The 13,995-nt window shown below is 38.9% G+C and carries 12 protein-coding genes and 2 pseudogenes; 8 read left to right on the forward strand and 6 right to left on the reverse strand.

Annotated elements, in window-relative coordinates:
• Nucleotides 1-262: 262 nt before the first annotated feature.
• Entirely contained in the window at nucleotides 263-1,138 is an 876-nt protein-coding gene (locus AC0VYE_RS04835) for an IS3 family transposase (protein ID WP_475449446.1), read from the reverse strand.
• A 64-nt stretch (nucleotides 1,139-1,202) separates the two neighbouring features.
• Nucleotides 1,203-1,493 (reverse strand): annotated as a pseudogene (locus tag AC0VYE_RS04840) (transposase); the annotation flags it as partial.
• 290 nt (nucleotides 1,494-1,783) lie between these two features.
• Here AC0VYE_RS04840 and AC0VYE_RS04845 point away from each other — a divergent pair.
• From AC0VYE_RS04845 to AC0VYE_RS04880, 8 genes and pseudogenes are all read left to right on the forward strand, one after another.
• On the forward strand, nucleotides 1,784-1,963 hold the full coding sequence (locus AC0VYE_RS04845; protein ID WP_475449448.1) for a hypothetical protein: 180 nt from the start codon (nucleotides 1,784-1,786) through the stop codon (nucleotides 1,961-1,963).
• 146 nt (nucleotides 1,964-2,109) lie between these two features.
• Nucleotides 2,110-2,679, forward strand: a complete 570-nt coding sequence (locus AC0VYE_RS04850; protein ID WP_475446396.1) for a restriction endonuclease subunit S — start codon at nucleotides 2,110-2,112, stop codon at nucleotides 2,677-2,679.
• A gap of 19 nt (nucleotides 2,680-2,698) precedes the next feature.
• A complete protein-coding gene (locus AC0VYE_RS04855) occupies nucleotides 2,699-4,291 on the forward strand; it encodes a type I restriction-modification system subunit M (RefSeq protein ID WP_475446398.1) in 1,593 nt (530 codons plus the stop codon).
• Complete coding sequence (locus AC0VYE_RS04860) at nucleotides 4,281-5,510, forward strand: restriction endonuclease subunit S (RefSeq protein ID WP_475446400.1); 1,230 nt, start codon at nucleotides 4,281-4,283, stop codon at nucleotides 5,508-5,510. Before AC0VYE_RS04855 ends, AC0VYE_RS04860 begins: the two co-directional genes overlap by 11 nt.
• A 23-nt stretch (nucleotides 5,511-5,533) precedes the next feature.
• Nucleotides 5,534-8,689, forward strand: a complete 3,156-nt coding sequence (locus AC0VYE_RS04865; RefSeq protein WP_475446402.1) for a type I restriction endonuclease subunit R — start codon at nucleotides 5,534-5,536, stop codon at nucleotides 8,687-8,689.
• Between the two features lie 477 nt (nucleotides 8,690-9,166).
• The gene (locus tag AC0VYE_RS04870; protein ID WP_475446404.1) at nucleotides 9,167-10,213 is read left to right on the forward strand and encodes a hypothetical protein; all 1,047 of its coding nucleotides are present in this window, start codon (nucleotides 9,167-9,169) and stop codon (nucleotides 10,211-10,213) included.
• Between the two features lie 251 nt (nucleotides 10,214-10,464).
• Complete coding sequence (locus AC0VYE_RS04875) at nucleotides 10,465-10,626, forward strand: hypothetical protein (protein WP_475446406.1); 162 nt, start codon at nucleotides 10,465-10,467, stop codon at nucleotides 10,624-10,626.
• Between the two features lie 12 nt (nucleotides 10,627-10,638).
• Nucleotides 10,639-11,019, forward strand: a pseudogene (locus AC0VYE_RS04880) (DinB family protein); the annotation flags it as partial.
• A gap of 619 nt (nucleotides 11,020-11,638) precedes the next feature.
• On the opposite strand, the gene AC0VYE_RS04885 reads toward AC0VYE_RS04880, so the two are convergent.
• The 4 genes from AC0VYE_RS04885 to AC0VYE_RS04900 are packed head-to-tail and all read right to left on the reverse strand — an operon-like array spanning nucleotide 11,639 to nucleotide 13,859.
• Nucleotides 11,639-11,941 carry a YfzA family protein gene (locus tag AC0VYE_RS04885; RefSeq protein WP_076271080.1) on the reverse strand — a complete coding sequence of 101 codons (303 nt, stop codon included), beginning with the start codon at nucleotides 11,939-11,941 and terminating at the stop codon, nucleotides 11,639-11,641.
• A 52-nt stretch (nucleotides 11,942-11,993) separates the two neighbouring features.
• Nucleotides 11,994-12,620 carry an ABC-2 transporter permease gene (locus AC0VYE_RS04890; RefSeq protein ID WP_475446408.1) on the reverse strand — a complete coding sequence of 209 codons (627 nt, stop codon included), beginning with the start codon at nucleotides 12,618-12,620 and terminating at the stop codon, nucleotides 11,994-11,996.
• Nucleotides 12,613-13,479, reverse strand: coding sequence for an ABC transporter ATP-binding protein (locus tag AC0VYE_RS04895; RefSeq protein ID WP_441884108.1), 867 nt, complete (start codon nucleotides 13,477-13,479; stop codon nucleotides 12,613-12,615). The genes AC0VYE_RS04890 and AC0VYE_RS04895 overlap by 8 nt, the downstream gene beginning before the upstream one ends.
• Nucleotides 13,476-13,859 carry a GntR family transcriptional regulator gene (locus tag AC0VYE_RS04900; protein ID WP_441907911.1) on the reverse strand — a complete coding sequence of 128 codons (384 nt, stop codon included), beginning with the start codon at nucleotides 13,857-13,859 and terminating at the stop codon, nucleotides 13,476-13,478. The genes AC0VYE_RS04895 and AC0VYE_RS04900 overlap by 4 nt, the downstream gene beginning before the upstream one ends.
• Nucleotides 13,860-13,995 lie beyond the last annotated feature (136 nt).

Below are 13,995 nucleotides of genomic sequence, written 5' to 3' on the forward strand. Positions count from 1 at the left end.
GTTGATATTACGCGATTTTCGGAAATGAAAATCGCCAGGCATTAAGAAATAAGTATGAGACTGAGGCATCAAAAAAGTGTCTGAAAAGAAGCAGACGAGAAAACAAAGTAGTAGACTGCAGCTTGCGAAGCAGCTGGCCACCGTAACTGTCCGGCGCCTAGTCTAATACTTATTTTCTTTTAACATCGGCAAGGCCCCCTAAAATCGGAGTCTTACCCAACAACAAATGTTCATTCTTAGATTAGCTCTTTTTTTCGGACTGTTACACCTTCCTATGAAAGGCTGAAGCATCCTCCAGCGTCTTGACCCACTCTGAAAACTGAACGGGAGACATCTGACTCAAGCCCCCGTGGATCTTTCGGTTATTGTAAAAGTCCATGTATTCATCCAGTGCTTCATAAACCTCTTCGAAGGTCATGAAATCTCGTATGCCGAACAGATGGCGCTTCAAAATACTATGGAACGACTCGATGTAGGCGTTCATGTTTGGCGTCCGAGGTGGGATACGCTCATGGATCATGCTGAGGCTCTCACAGGTATCTCCAAACAATTTGCTAAGAAATTGAGGTCCATTATCTGTTCGGATCACAGGCATCACCTCGTCAGGTTTCACCCGGCTCTGAATCGCAAGCCATAGCGTTTGCACCACATGTTTGGCCTCGCATACCGTGCCCCTATACTGCTGAACAATAACACGGTCAAACACATCAATGATGCTGCGCACGAAAAAGAAACGTTCTTTTTCGATCACGTAACCATATTTAATATCCATCTGCCATAGTTGATTCGAACCAGTCACGATTCGATTCCTTGGCAGTCTGCGCGGGTGCGATTTAACCCGATCCCGCGCCTTCTGAAGGATACCTAACTCCTTACACAAACGGTACGATTTCTTTTTGTTTAAAATTAAGCAATAACGGTCTCGAATACATTTGGCTAAAAACTTGTAACCATAGACATGTTCTTCGCCCTCAAGGAGCTCAAGGAGCCATATTTTAATTTGCTCATCACTTACTCGTTCTCCGCTAAACGTATGAGAATAGCCAGGCGTAGGACGACCTTTTGACGGAGCTTTGGACGCTCCTCCGCTTCCCTTGAGGGACTCTCCGCACGTTTTTTGCGATCGTAGTAGGTGGATTCAGATAGTCCAAGTAGACGTAGCACGACAGCTGCTGGATCTCACCGCTTAATGAAGAGGTGTGCTACTTCGAATTTTTCAGATAAGCGGGGTTTTTCTTTTTTAGTAATTCTCGCAGAATCTCGATCTCAAGTTCCTTCTCACCGAGTATCTTCACGGCTTTTTCGTAACGCTCTTCTACATTCTGCAGTCGTTGGAGTTCTTGGAGATGTTCGTCAGTCATCGGGATTTCTTCTGGTGGGATGGAGTCACGGTGGTCTCTAACCCATAATCGTATGGTTTCAGGATGAACCTCATACAGGCGAGCAAGCACCCCCACTTTAATACCAGCCAAAGCCTCATGAACAATTTTTAATCGCGTTTCCTCTTAAACCTTTTACCACCCATACCGAATCATCTCCCTTATCCTTATTTTAATTGATTTGGATAGGAAGACTCCAGTTTAATTAGGGGGCCTAGGAGACAACAGAGACGCTTGTTCCGAGGTGGATGTCGAGTGAGGTATGATATTCCACTTGTGATTGCTCTGGCAGCGGGATTGCTACGAGCAGCACAGTGTAATCGTCACATCGATTCTAAAATTGGGTCAATGGACCTCCCATTTTCGGAGATACGAAGTTGACGCTCGCTTTGGTGAATCGCCTTGTGCATCACGAACACATTCTTTCATTCACGGGCGAAAATTTCCGACTGAAGCAAGCGATGGAACGTATTTCACAGTTGAAATTATACTGGCAGGTGACCTCAGCATTTTTCGCAGCAAATTTAAGCATTTTCCGCTTGAAAAAGAGCTCAAGAAGGTTTGCGTACACGCTCAAGTATTGACGGGGCATAATAGTCATCAAATATTTAGTTTTTGTAATTCGTTAAAATTACACGTTAATTATTGACTGAGTTTTTTTAGGAGTGATATGATTAATCGTAATCGATAAAAAGTAATTTTAAGAAAATACTTCTAAGGAGGGTGGGCTATGAAACTTGAAGATATCGTAACAGTTAGAATAGGAAGAAACCTTTCTAGAGGAAACGAGAAACATGATCTATCTTTAGTTGCTTATTCGTACGAGGATTTAATAAATGATTTAAGTGGAACATTTCTAGATTCACAAGCTCGTTCCTATAGTGGAAATTCAAATTATAATGACGGCTATTTAAGCAGTGCTGGGGACGTTGTTTTCAGCTTTGTTAGTTCCAAAGCTGGAATAGTTAGTGACTCAAATCATGGAAAGATCATAAACCAAAACTTTGCGAAACTCATTATTGAACAGGATCATTTGGATAGTCACTACTTATGTTTTGCATTGAATGAATCGTATTCAATGAAGAAGCAAATGGCCATTTCCATGCAAGGAAGTACTGTCCCCAAATTAACACCTGCTAGCTTAAAAGAGTTGGAAATCAAGTTACCAACGCTTGAGAAACAACAAGCTTTAGGAATAGCTTATTTCTCTTTAAAAAAGCGGCAAGCTTTGGCAAAGAAACAAGCAGAACTTGAAGAGCAACTTTATTTGGATATATTGAAGCAACTAGATCAAAAATAGAAAAAGTGAGGTACGCAACATGGCTGAATTAAACTCAAAATTATTTAGTGCCGCAGACAACTTACGAAGCAAAATGGACGCATCGGAATACAAAAACTACTTATTAGGATTGATCTTTTACAAGTACTTATCCGATAAGTTATTAGAAAAAGTAGTTGAAATAGCGGATGAATCGCTAGAAGAATACAATACACAGGAAAAACAAAGCCAATTGTATCGGGAATCGTTAGCAGATGAAGAGATAAAATATGACTTGATTGAGACGTTAGTGGATACCTTGGGCTATGATATTGAACCAGAGTATCTATTCTATGAATTAACCAATCAAGCGAAACAAAACACGTTTCAGTTGAATGACTTGAATAAAGCCTTTATCGACTTGTCTACGAAATATGACCAGTTCAACGGATTATTTGATGATGTGGATTTGAAATCAAAAAAACTGGGATCAGATGATCAACAACGAAACATTACCATTACAGAGGTCCTGAAGAAACTAAATGATATCGATGTGTTGGGACATAATGGCGATGTCATTGGGGATGCCTATGAGTTCTTGATTGGTCAATTTGCCTCAGAGGCTGGCAAGAAAGCTGGAGAATTCTATACGCCTCATGAAGTATCTGACATGATGGCCCGTATTGCCGCAATCGGTCAAGAAGACAAAAAATTGTTTAGCGTATTTGACCCAACCATGGGATCAGGTTCATTGATGTTGAATATTCGAAACTATATTAACCATCCAGATAGTGTAAAGTATCATGGACAAGAACTAAATACAACAACCTATAATCTAGCGAAGATGAACTTGATTTTGCATGGTGTGGATAAAGAAGATATGCGCCTGCGCAATGGGGATACATTGAATAAAGATTGGCCGACAGATGAGCCTTATACCTTTGATTCCGTCCTAATGAACCCACCTTACTCAGCTAATTGGTCTTCGGATGATACGTTCTTAGATGATTCTCGCTTCAACCGATATGGGAAATTAGCGCCAAAATCAAAAGCAGATTTTGCTTTTCTTTTACATGGGTTCTATCATTTGAAAGATTCGGGAACAATGGCAATCGTTTTACCGCACGGGGTACTGTTCCGTGGAGCTGCAGAAGGTGTAATCCGTAAGAAATTATTAGAAGATGGCAGTATAGATACCGTAATTGGTATGCCAGCAAACTTATTCTTCGGGACTTCGATTCCAACAACCGTCATTATCTTAAAGAAAAATCGCACTACTCGTGATGTATTATTTATTGATGCAAGTAATGAGTTTACGAAAGGGAAGAACCAAAATAATCTTTCCAAAGAAATTATTGCTAAGATTGTCGAAACGTATAAGAAGCGAGAAGATGTTGAGAAATATGCTCACATCGCTACCTTTGATGAAATCAAAGAGAATGATTTCAATCTGAACATCCCTCGATACGTTGACACCTTTGAAGAAGAAGCGTCTGTGAATATGGCTACACTTGGCTCAACCATTCAAGAAATTCGAAAAGAAAAAGCAGAACTAGAATCTAGCCTATATCGAATGATTTCTTCGCTACAATTTGATGAAGATAATGCTGAATGGATCAAGGGTGCATTAGAGGTGTTTAATCGTGAGAAATAAGAATACACCAGAAATTAGATTTGCGGGATTTTCTGAAGATTGGAAAGAACGTGAGTTAGGGGATGTTTTAAGAGAACACAACGAATTAACCAAAGGAGATATATATCCAATTGCTACGTCATCTAGAAAAGGATTGTTTCTACAATCGGATTATTTTGATGGTGGACGAAGTGGAATAGATGAAACATTAACCTTTCATCTTGTTCCAGTAAACTATATTACTTACCGCCATATGTCAGACGATTCAACTTTTCATTTCAATAAAAACGATATGGGGACACCTGTTCTTGTAAGTAAGGAGTACCCTGTATTTACAACTAATGAAAAAGCAAATGATGAGTTTATTTTAAGAATTCTAAACCATTCAGCTGGATTTTCTAGCTTTTCTCATATGCAAAAAAAAGGTGGTACCAGAGTCCGATTATATTATAAAGTTCTACAAACTTATAAGTTATTGCTTCCAACAATTGAAGAACAAATCCAAATCGGCAACTTTTTCGAACAGCTAGACGACACTATCGATTTTTATCAGCAAGAACTAACCACCCTCGAGCAAACAAAACAAGGATTCTTGCAAAAAATGTTTCCAAAAGAAGGGGAGTCTGTGCCGGAGGTTCGTTTCCCTGGATTTACAGGAGAATGGGAACAGCGTAAGTTAAAGGAATTTGGTAAAGCGACAGGCGGTACTTCTATCGAGTCGGAGTTTATCGATAATGGTAAATATAAAGTTATAAGTATTGGTTCATATTCAGAAAATAGTTCCTATACAGATCAAGGTATTAGAGCTAACGAAACAGAAAAAACAAAGTCAAGAGTTCTTAATAAAGACGACTTAACAATGATACTAAACGATAAAACTAGTTCAGGAAAAATCATTGGACGTGTTCTATTAATTGATGAAGACAATTCATATGTTTATAATCAACGAACTGAACGTATTGAACCAGATAAGAATAAGTATGATTCTCAGTTTCTATATCAGTTATTAAACTCAGATTCTGTTAGAAGTAAAATAGTCCAATCCTCTCAAGGAAATACACAAATCTACGTAAATTGGTCTAGTATATCGGAATTGGGATATTTAGTTCCTATTAAAGAAGAACAAACTAAAATAGGTAACTTTTTTAAAAAACTAGACAATATGATTGCTCTTCATCAACGTGAATTAGATACCTTGAAAGTAACGAAAAAAGCATTCTTACAAAAGATGTTTGCCTAAGTGAATTGAAGGGAGGGAGAAACATGACAAAGATACCACATAACGATGAAGCTGAAATTGAACGTCGTCTGATTGAAGTGTTAGGGGAAGGTCATAACCAGTGGAATTATCGTCCGGATTTAAAATTAGAAGAAGACCTGTGGAAGAACTTGCGTCAAAAGATTACGCAAAATAACTTATCAGAAATTGGGGAACACCCCATTTCAGATAAGGAATTTGACACGATTAAAACGGAATTACTATCAAAAACAAAGACGCCCTTTGATGCTGCTAGATGGCTAAAAGGGGAGAATGGAATATCTCGCCTTACGATTGAACGTGAAGATGTATCTTTGGGTTCAATGTCGTTGGTGTTATATTCAAACCAAGATATTGGTGGTGGAATCTCTACATATGAAGTTGTTCATCAGATTGCGAAACAAAAGGCAAACATTGATGGTCGCGATCGCCGATTTGACGTGACACTTTTAATCAATGGGTTGCCCATTGTTCAAATTGAATTGAAACAGGTCAGTGCCAAAGACGGCGTATTCCAAGCCTATAATCAAATCAAGAAATACGCAGAAGAAGGGATGTTTAGAAATAATATCTTTTCTACTCTCCAGTTATTTGTCATTTCCAACGAACAAACAACTCGCTATTTTGCCAATGCGATGCCAAAGGATATGAATAAGAAGTTTATCTTTAGCTGGCGTACAACAGACAATCGAAAAGTAGAAAATCTCTATGAATTTGTGAAACAAGTCTTAAACATTCCTGATGCACATCGCTTATTTGCCAACTATACAATTGTGAGTGAGGATCAAGACAACAAAGCTTTAATGGTATTACACCCTTATCAAATTCATGCGATTGAAGCCTTGTTTACATCTGCCATGAAGCATGAATCAGGATATGTTTGGCATGCGACTGGTTCAGGAAAAACGTTGACAAGTTTTGTTTCTACTAAATTATTGGCTCGCAAACCTGGTGTAGACCGTACCATTATGCTTATTGACCGAAAAGACTTAGACAATCAAACTACGACTGAGTTCACTAAATTTGCTTCCGAGTTTAATACCGGTATTTCTTCTGGTAATGCCAGGTCTAATAGCTTGATTGTCGGTACCGGAAGTGCGAAAAAGTTAAGTGATACTCTTCTATCTGATGCCAATTCCAATACAGTGATTATTACCACTCGTCAAAAGTTAGAAGCTGCTTTGCGATATGCTCAAAAACAGGAGGAACAAAAGGGCACCCAGCGCTTTAATAAACTACTGGGGCAACATATTGTCTTTGTCGTGGATGAATGCCATCGAGCGTTAAGTGCAGAAGGGATGGAAGTGGTCAAGGGGTTCTTTCCAAATTCCACATGGTTTGGGTTTACAGGTACACCGATATTCGATGTAAATAAAAAACAAGCTAAAGGTCGATTAGCTCGCACCACTCATGATCAATATGGAGAAGTCTTGCACACATATACCATTAAGAATGCGTTAGATGACGGGGCTGTTTTAGGGTTCCAAGTAGAGCACGAAGATACAATTGAACCAACATCATTAAATAACTATATATTTGGTCAACTGCGTCAAGGTGAAAAATACGCCAATGTCAGTGATGATGAAATAAACGGCATTATCGATCAAATGGAGGGAATGGAAAAGGAAGCGTACCTTGAACCAGCCACTTTCGAAAGTGATGAACATATTCAAAAAGTCATTCATAAGATTTTCAGGCCGGATAATGCCTATACTAAATTTGACTTTCAAAACGGTCGCCCTCAAAAGTCTGCCATTTTAACAACAAGTTCCATTGATATGGCGAAACGCTACTATCAGGGAATCAAGGATATGATCAGAGATCCAGAATGGTTAACAAAAGAATTTGCTGGACATCCGATTCGAACAGGGCGTACGATTGAAGATCCAGACTTCCCACGGATTGCTATCACCTATTCGATACAAGAAAATGAAGAGAGTTCCAAACAAATTCAAGATGAAATGAAAGAAATTATTAAGGACTATAACGCTTACTATCATACTGCTTGGTCGATCGAAGACATTGAACGATATAATGGCGATATCAACAACCGCTTAGCTCGTAAGAAAGCAGAATTCAAACAATTCGGGAAACAAATTGACCTTGTCATTGTCGTGGATCGCTTATTGACTGGATTTGATGCTCCAACAATCCAAACGTTATTTGTGGATCGAAATTTAAATTATGCAAATTTGATCCAAGCCTTTTCTCGAACCAATCGTACCTATCCAGAAAAGACAAAAGGATTGATTGTGACATTTAGGAAGCCTTCGACAATGGAACAAAATGTGAAGGATGCCACGAAGTTATATTCTCAAGCACAAGAGGAATCTCATCTTGTTTATCCAACTTATGATGAATCGAAGAAACGCTTCAAAAAGGCTCACAAAGAACTAACTACGTTAGTTCCAAATCCAACCGATATTAACGAGCACTCACCTCTTGAAACCCGGATTGAATTTGTAAAAGCTTTTCAAGAGTTAAATAATGCTTACGAAGCTTTAGTTACGTATGATGATTATAACGATGAAATGGAAAATTCAAAAGCACTCCAAGAACTGGTAAAGACTTTAGAAGAATATATTGGCGTATATAATACGGTTAAGGGATCGCTAGTCATTGAAGGGGGAGACGGACCTAATCCAAACTTCTCAGACATTGAATTCTATGGAGAAAATGCGATTAAGATATATGATATTGACTCAACCTATATTGACCGACTATTAGAAACGTACTCAGCCAATAATCAGAATATCCGAGATGAGATCGAAAAGGCACTTCAAAAACTGAAGAAGTCAGAAATTGTTAAGAGCGTGTATCGTGCGATTTTAAACGCTATTGATACCAATGAAATAGATTCAGAGGAAGATATTCTTGTAGTGAAACGACGCTTCTTCACTGATTCCTATAATAAAGCGATTGAAGAATTTGCGAATACCTGGTTTGTGGAAGGAAATGAGCTACATTTATCCGCAATTCAATATGTGATTGGAACGGACCCTATCCCGAATATTGGGGGAATCATCGACAGCAAGCAATTTGATAAGTACAAAGCCGTACATCCAGATGCAAAGCCTTTGAAATACGGACCAGAAATGAAACGTCAGTGGAGAAAGACACTGGATGAAGTCATTGTACCTTTGAGTGATGATTTGAGATAAAATCGTTTTGTTATTAATGTTTTTCTTTTAAAGCAACCATACTCGCAGAAGTAACCATTCAAAAGTGATTATGACAGAGATTATCGCCTACATAAGTTCAGAAAACTATTCCGAAGTAAGCAAGCTGCATTACACCGTATCTGACTTTGACATTGCCTTAAAAGCCAGATACAAATTAGATAGTTTGGAGGATTATTTCGGTCTAAAAGAGCCATCATTCCGATAGGTAGTGCGTTACCCCTCCGGAATAAATGAGCTACTTCTCCGGTGGTGAGATCCACCATGTACCAGTTGAACTAACGGACAGAATACAATGGTGGAATGCCTTCCGATTCAGCATATAGATATTTCTTAAAGACACTCCAATTTTGGTTATTCTAGACTATGGTGAACTCAAGTACATTCAACCACAATCACGAAAAGTGAATTGGCTTTATATCATTTAGCTTTTGCGGACAATAAGATAGGGGGGCAACAATGGACAGTCAAGAAATCATTGCATTATCAAGGATTGCAACAATTATCAGTGAAGAAAAAATATTATTAACTGGTAACAACTCCATATGGGACAAAATATTGTCTAACGCAGGTCAGAGTGAGTTGTTCGACCGTTATGACGATAATCTCAAACCTTACTCTTACAATTATTCAGGCGGAAGAACATACGAGAATCCCAATCCTCATTTCGGAGGTTTCTTTTCCGCTATTAAATCGATCTTAAACAAGGTCTACCATGATGGAATTGATAACGGAGAATTTAACAAGCTGATGGCATCTATTGCTGAAAATATAAACCCTAACTTGATATTTGACGGAGTTGTTGATGAGTTGAATCAAGGATCATTGTGGGACAATTATCGCACGTTTGAATCCTTCTTGAACAAAGAAGACGAAGAAACGATCAACAAAGTCTTGAGGGAGAAAACAACGAAAGAGTACAAGGAATTTTTGCTTTCTCTTCAGGTGTTAAACATTGATCTCACCTTTAAAGATAAAAGATTTGTTCTAGCTCCATATACCGAAAGTTTGGCGGATGGGCAAGGGAGGGACTTGTCGAGCATTGTTCGTTGGTTGACTACAAACAATCCTGACATAGCCTCCTTATATAATGAGGCGGTCCGGAACTATATTGATGGAAGCGCTGTTTCTTGCATCACCAATTGCAGAAGTCTTATCACTGGATTGTTCTCCAAATTCCAGAATGATGGGCAGGACAAATGGTTACGGGGACTGCAAAATTTTAGTAGAGACATGAATGTAGACAAAGTTACCCCTAAAGAAATAACTGGGGGGGTAGTAAATACGAAACATGTTTTTCCGAATGGCGGTCAGTTCAATTATCCACGCTTTATGTTCATTTATGGAACTTATAAATATACATGCGATTTGGGCGCACATGCCTTGGAGGCACCTATGATCGACGGGGATTTACAAACCGAAACGACAACTGTTAACGATGCATTGTTGGCTCTTCGAACAGTAGAAGATATTATTGTTTGGGTAAAGAACGATTTATCGACATAATGATCTGATCTTTATGAGGCATCTAGGCGAGGCGACAATGACTTCACAATGAACAGTGGTCTAAAAAGCATGAAACGGAAATTTGTACGGTCCTCATTTCGTGGATAAAGCTAAATGGAGACTATAGCTCAACATGTCATTACGGCAGTCGACCTCACAATCGGCTGCCGTTGTTCGTTGAAGTAACGGGAGTTTAACGTAATTTCCCAACCGATAGGGTTGCACGCTGAATGAGTAAGGAGGGTGAAAACATGGATTCATTGCGTTATCCGATTGGACAGTTCACCGCAGTGGAGAACCCTACCGCGAAACAGTGCGAGCAATTTATTAGATCAATAGCTGAAATTCCCGATGAACTTCGGCAAGCCGTTGACGGTTTGGGCGTTGAACAATCCCCCCCCTTGCCGACCTAACAAGTTGTACATCATTTAGCCGACGCAGAGATGAACGCATATATTCGTTTCAAACGAGGTTTAACCGAGGAACAACCAGTTGCAGGGACTTTTCGAGAAGACTTGTGGACAGAGTTAAATGACTATAAAGATATGCCAATTGAGACATCTATCTTGCTTTTGCTAGCACTTCATAGCAGGTTTGTGGAATTATTAGAAAAATTGAAACCGACGGACTTTATGAGGTCAGTTACGAGTCCAACTCACGGTACTATGACTTTAGATGTTACTGTTCAAAGATTTTCGCGGCATGCCCAGCATCACATTGCTCAAATAAACTCTTTACGGGGGCAAATGGGATGGTATGCGCTTCTAATGGCTTTACTTACGGGAAACAATAGTCCAATTTTATAAGAACAGGAGAGCCACTCAAAAAAGCGAGTGGCTCTCTCCACCGGATGGTTGGCTCAAAAATGCGGAGACGTGACTCTTACTCACCCAAACGATGGCTCAATATGTTCTGGATTATTTAGATTAGGTATCAAAGCAGGTTCTTTAATTTGGGGACGGTTTGGGGACGAACTTCGTCCCCAACCATCCTACAAAATCCGAATAGATCCGAAAGCGATCACGAAAACCCAGTCAAGACAAGCCTTCCGCGGTTTTAATCGGACTGCAGCGGATAGCCCTTCCATCACTGGCAGAGATGATGCCAGAGTTTTGCTTTTGATGTAAAATTGATGTAAAACATCAACAAAAACGATTGGAATGAAGCCTTCCATAAAAGAAGTTCATTAATAAAAAGCCCGTCAGTTCAAGGTTTCTACGGATTATAACAGATTATATCATAGGACAATATGTTCCCTTGGACGGTTCATGTGGAAGCTGTAGTTTTACTACATCGTATAAACAATTGATCGGAAAAGTCTGATCCATATTTACTAAACAATAGATATTGAACTAGCTCATGCGAAATTTGCATGAGCTGGTTTTGTGTTTAGAGGAACGGCAGACAATATAAGTACTAAACCATTCATTTTCTGGAATCGTTGCTTTTTACTGCATTTATTAATGCAACGGGAAGTAATGTAATAGAAAAGATGGCTGTGAATATGTTGAATTGTGTGGTTTTATAAGGGACGAACCATTCCGTAAACAGCTTCGAATGAGATATGGAGTTATAGATCCGGTTAAATAATGCCCCATCTTGCAAGTTTGGCGCCCATGAAAAAAGATCACAGATGATAAAGAATAATTGTAAAACAAGAAATAGCCCCAACGGAAACATCCAACTTCTTTTTAGATTAGATCGACCTTTGCTTGGTGTAACTTTCATTTGACCAGTTCTCCTTATTATTTCATCACTTGTTATATACTTGTGCGGCCTCCTATAAGTCCTTTCTAGTAAACAGATGTACAGTTAAGTAATAGGAAGCAATGAATAACAGTAAGACAGCAATTGGGATAAGAAATAGCGTTTGGTCATTACTAAAGCCTTGGTTGTTTATCGAATTCATAAACATAGCTGTAGGCTGCGCCAGAGCAATTAGGATAATCATAAATACGAAATTTATAATACCGGTTCCTTTTTTACTAAGTGTGTAAAAGAGCGGCATATAGATGGAAGTTAGAACAAGCACTATTCCTAATGGAACTAGCATGTCTATGACCGAATAATCCGGCTTGTTTAGCTGAGGAAATGCTATTTTAACGAGAGAGTGAATCCCATAAGAAGCAAGGACTCCAAAAAGTGAGTAAATGATGGCTGTTATGTATTTCGCTTTTACAATATGTTTACGGCTAATCGGCAGCGTGACCAGAAAATTATGGTGATTTTTTTTGATATCGATCATCATACCTAGACTAAGTGATGCACAAGCTGTATAGATAGCCACAAGGTGAATAGACGATTCATGTTTTGGTATAAATGCAATACTGTATACAGCGAGAAAAAGTATAATAAGCCCTAGTGAGCTTTTTAAAGCGATGAAGTCTTTACGAAGCAAGTTAAGCATGAATTCGTCCTCCCTTAGCGGTGTAATAGATGATGTCTTCTAAGGATGGTTTATCGAAAACAACATAATTGCCAAACAACTGTAAGGCATCTTGCCTATTGTTTACTAAGCCCTCAAACCCAACATCAGTCTCACGAATCCCGATAAAATTGCTTCGTATATCCGAATCAAGCAGTTGCAAGTCACCTTTGACGATTGCATACCTCTCAAATACTTCATCTTTTGATTCATTAAATACGAGCTTTCCACGATTGATGAAAGTAATGTAGTCAGCAATGCGATCTAAATCTGTTGTAATATGGGTCGAAAATATAATGGTATTTCTCTCGTCCTGCATCATATCCCCAAGTAGATCAAGCAATTCTCTTCTAAACACAGGATCAAGTCCAGAGGTTGGCTCATCCATAATTAAGAGCTCTGCCTCATGCGATAAGGCAACTGCAAGTGAAAACTTGATTTTCATCCCCTTTGATAACTCATCGATCTTCTTCTTAGGAGACAACTCGAATTGTTCAAGTAAGCCGTTAAACTTAGTATTGCTCCACTTTTTGTAGAAAGGTGCGATCATCTCCTTCATATCACGAATCGTAAGATGTTCATAATAGAAGCAGTCATCCGACACGATGCCGATGCGCTGCTTAATATCAACTTCATGTTCAGGCATAGCGCGGCCTAATATTTTTACACTACCGGAGTCTGGACGGATCATGCCGAGCATCATTTTGATCAAAGTGCTTTTACCGACACCATTCGGACCAATCAGTCCGGTTATGTAGCCCTTTTTTACATCCAAAGATACATTATCGACTGTAAATTGATTGTATGTTTTCGTAAGATTACGTAATTCTATTGCATTCATGGGGTCTGTTCCTCCTCGAAAAAGAGAGTGAAATGATTGATTAGATCTTGTTGACTCATGTTTAGTTCCTTGCTTTCTCGAATGATTTCTATCATTTTCTCTTCTAATAGTTTCATACGCTGCTCCCGAATAAACTCTTTATTTGCTCCCGATACGAAACAGCCCTTACCTACAACTGAGTCGATTAACTTCTCTTTCTCTAATTCTTCATAAACACGCTTAGTTGTAATTACACTAACTTGCAAATCCTTGGCAAGCTGCCTAATGGAGGGAAGGAGTTCACCTGCACGTATTTCATTGCTCAAGATGCTCTGCCTAATCTGGTTCATTATTTGGATGTAAATCGGATCGCTTGATGCGTTGGATATAATAATTTTCATGTTTCATTACCTCGTTCTCGCTGATAGAGTATCTACCGTATATATATAATATATACACTATTATCTTTTGCGTCAATATTTTAATTTATTGTGATTATTGGGTAGTGGAGCAACAGTTCTTGTAGGAGATGATTCC

The organism is Pristimantibacillus sp. Z349TD_6, assembly GCF_056173205.1.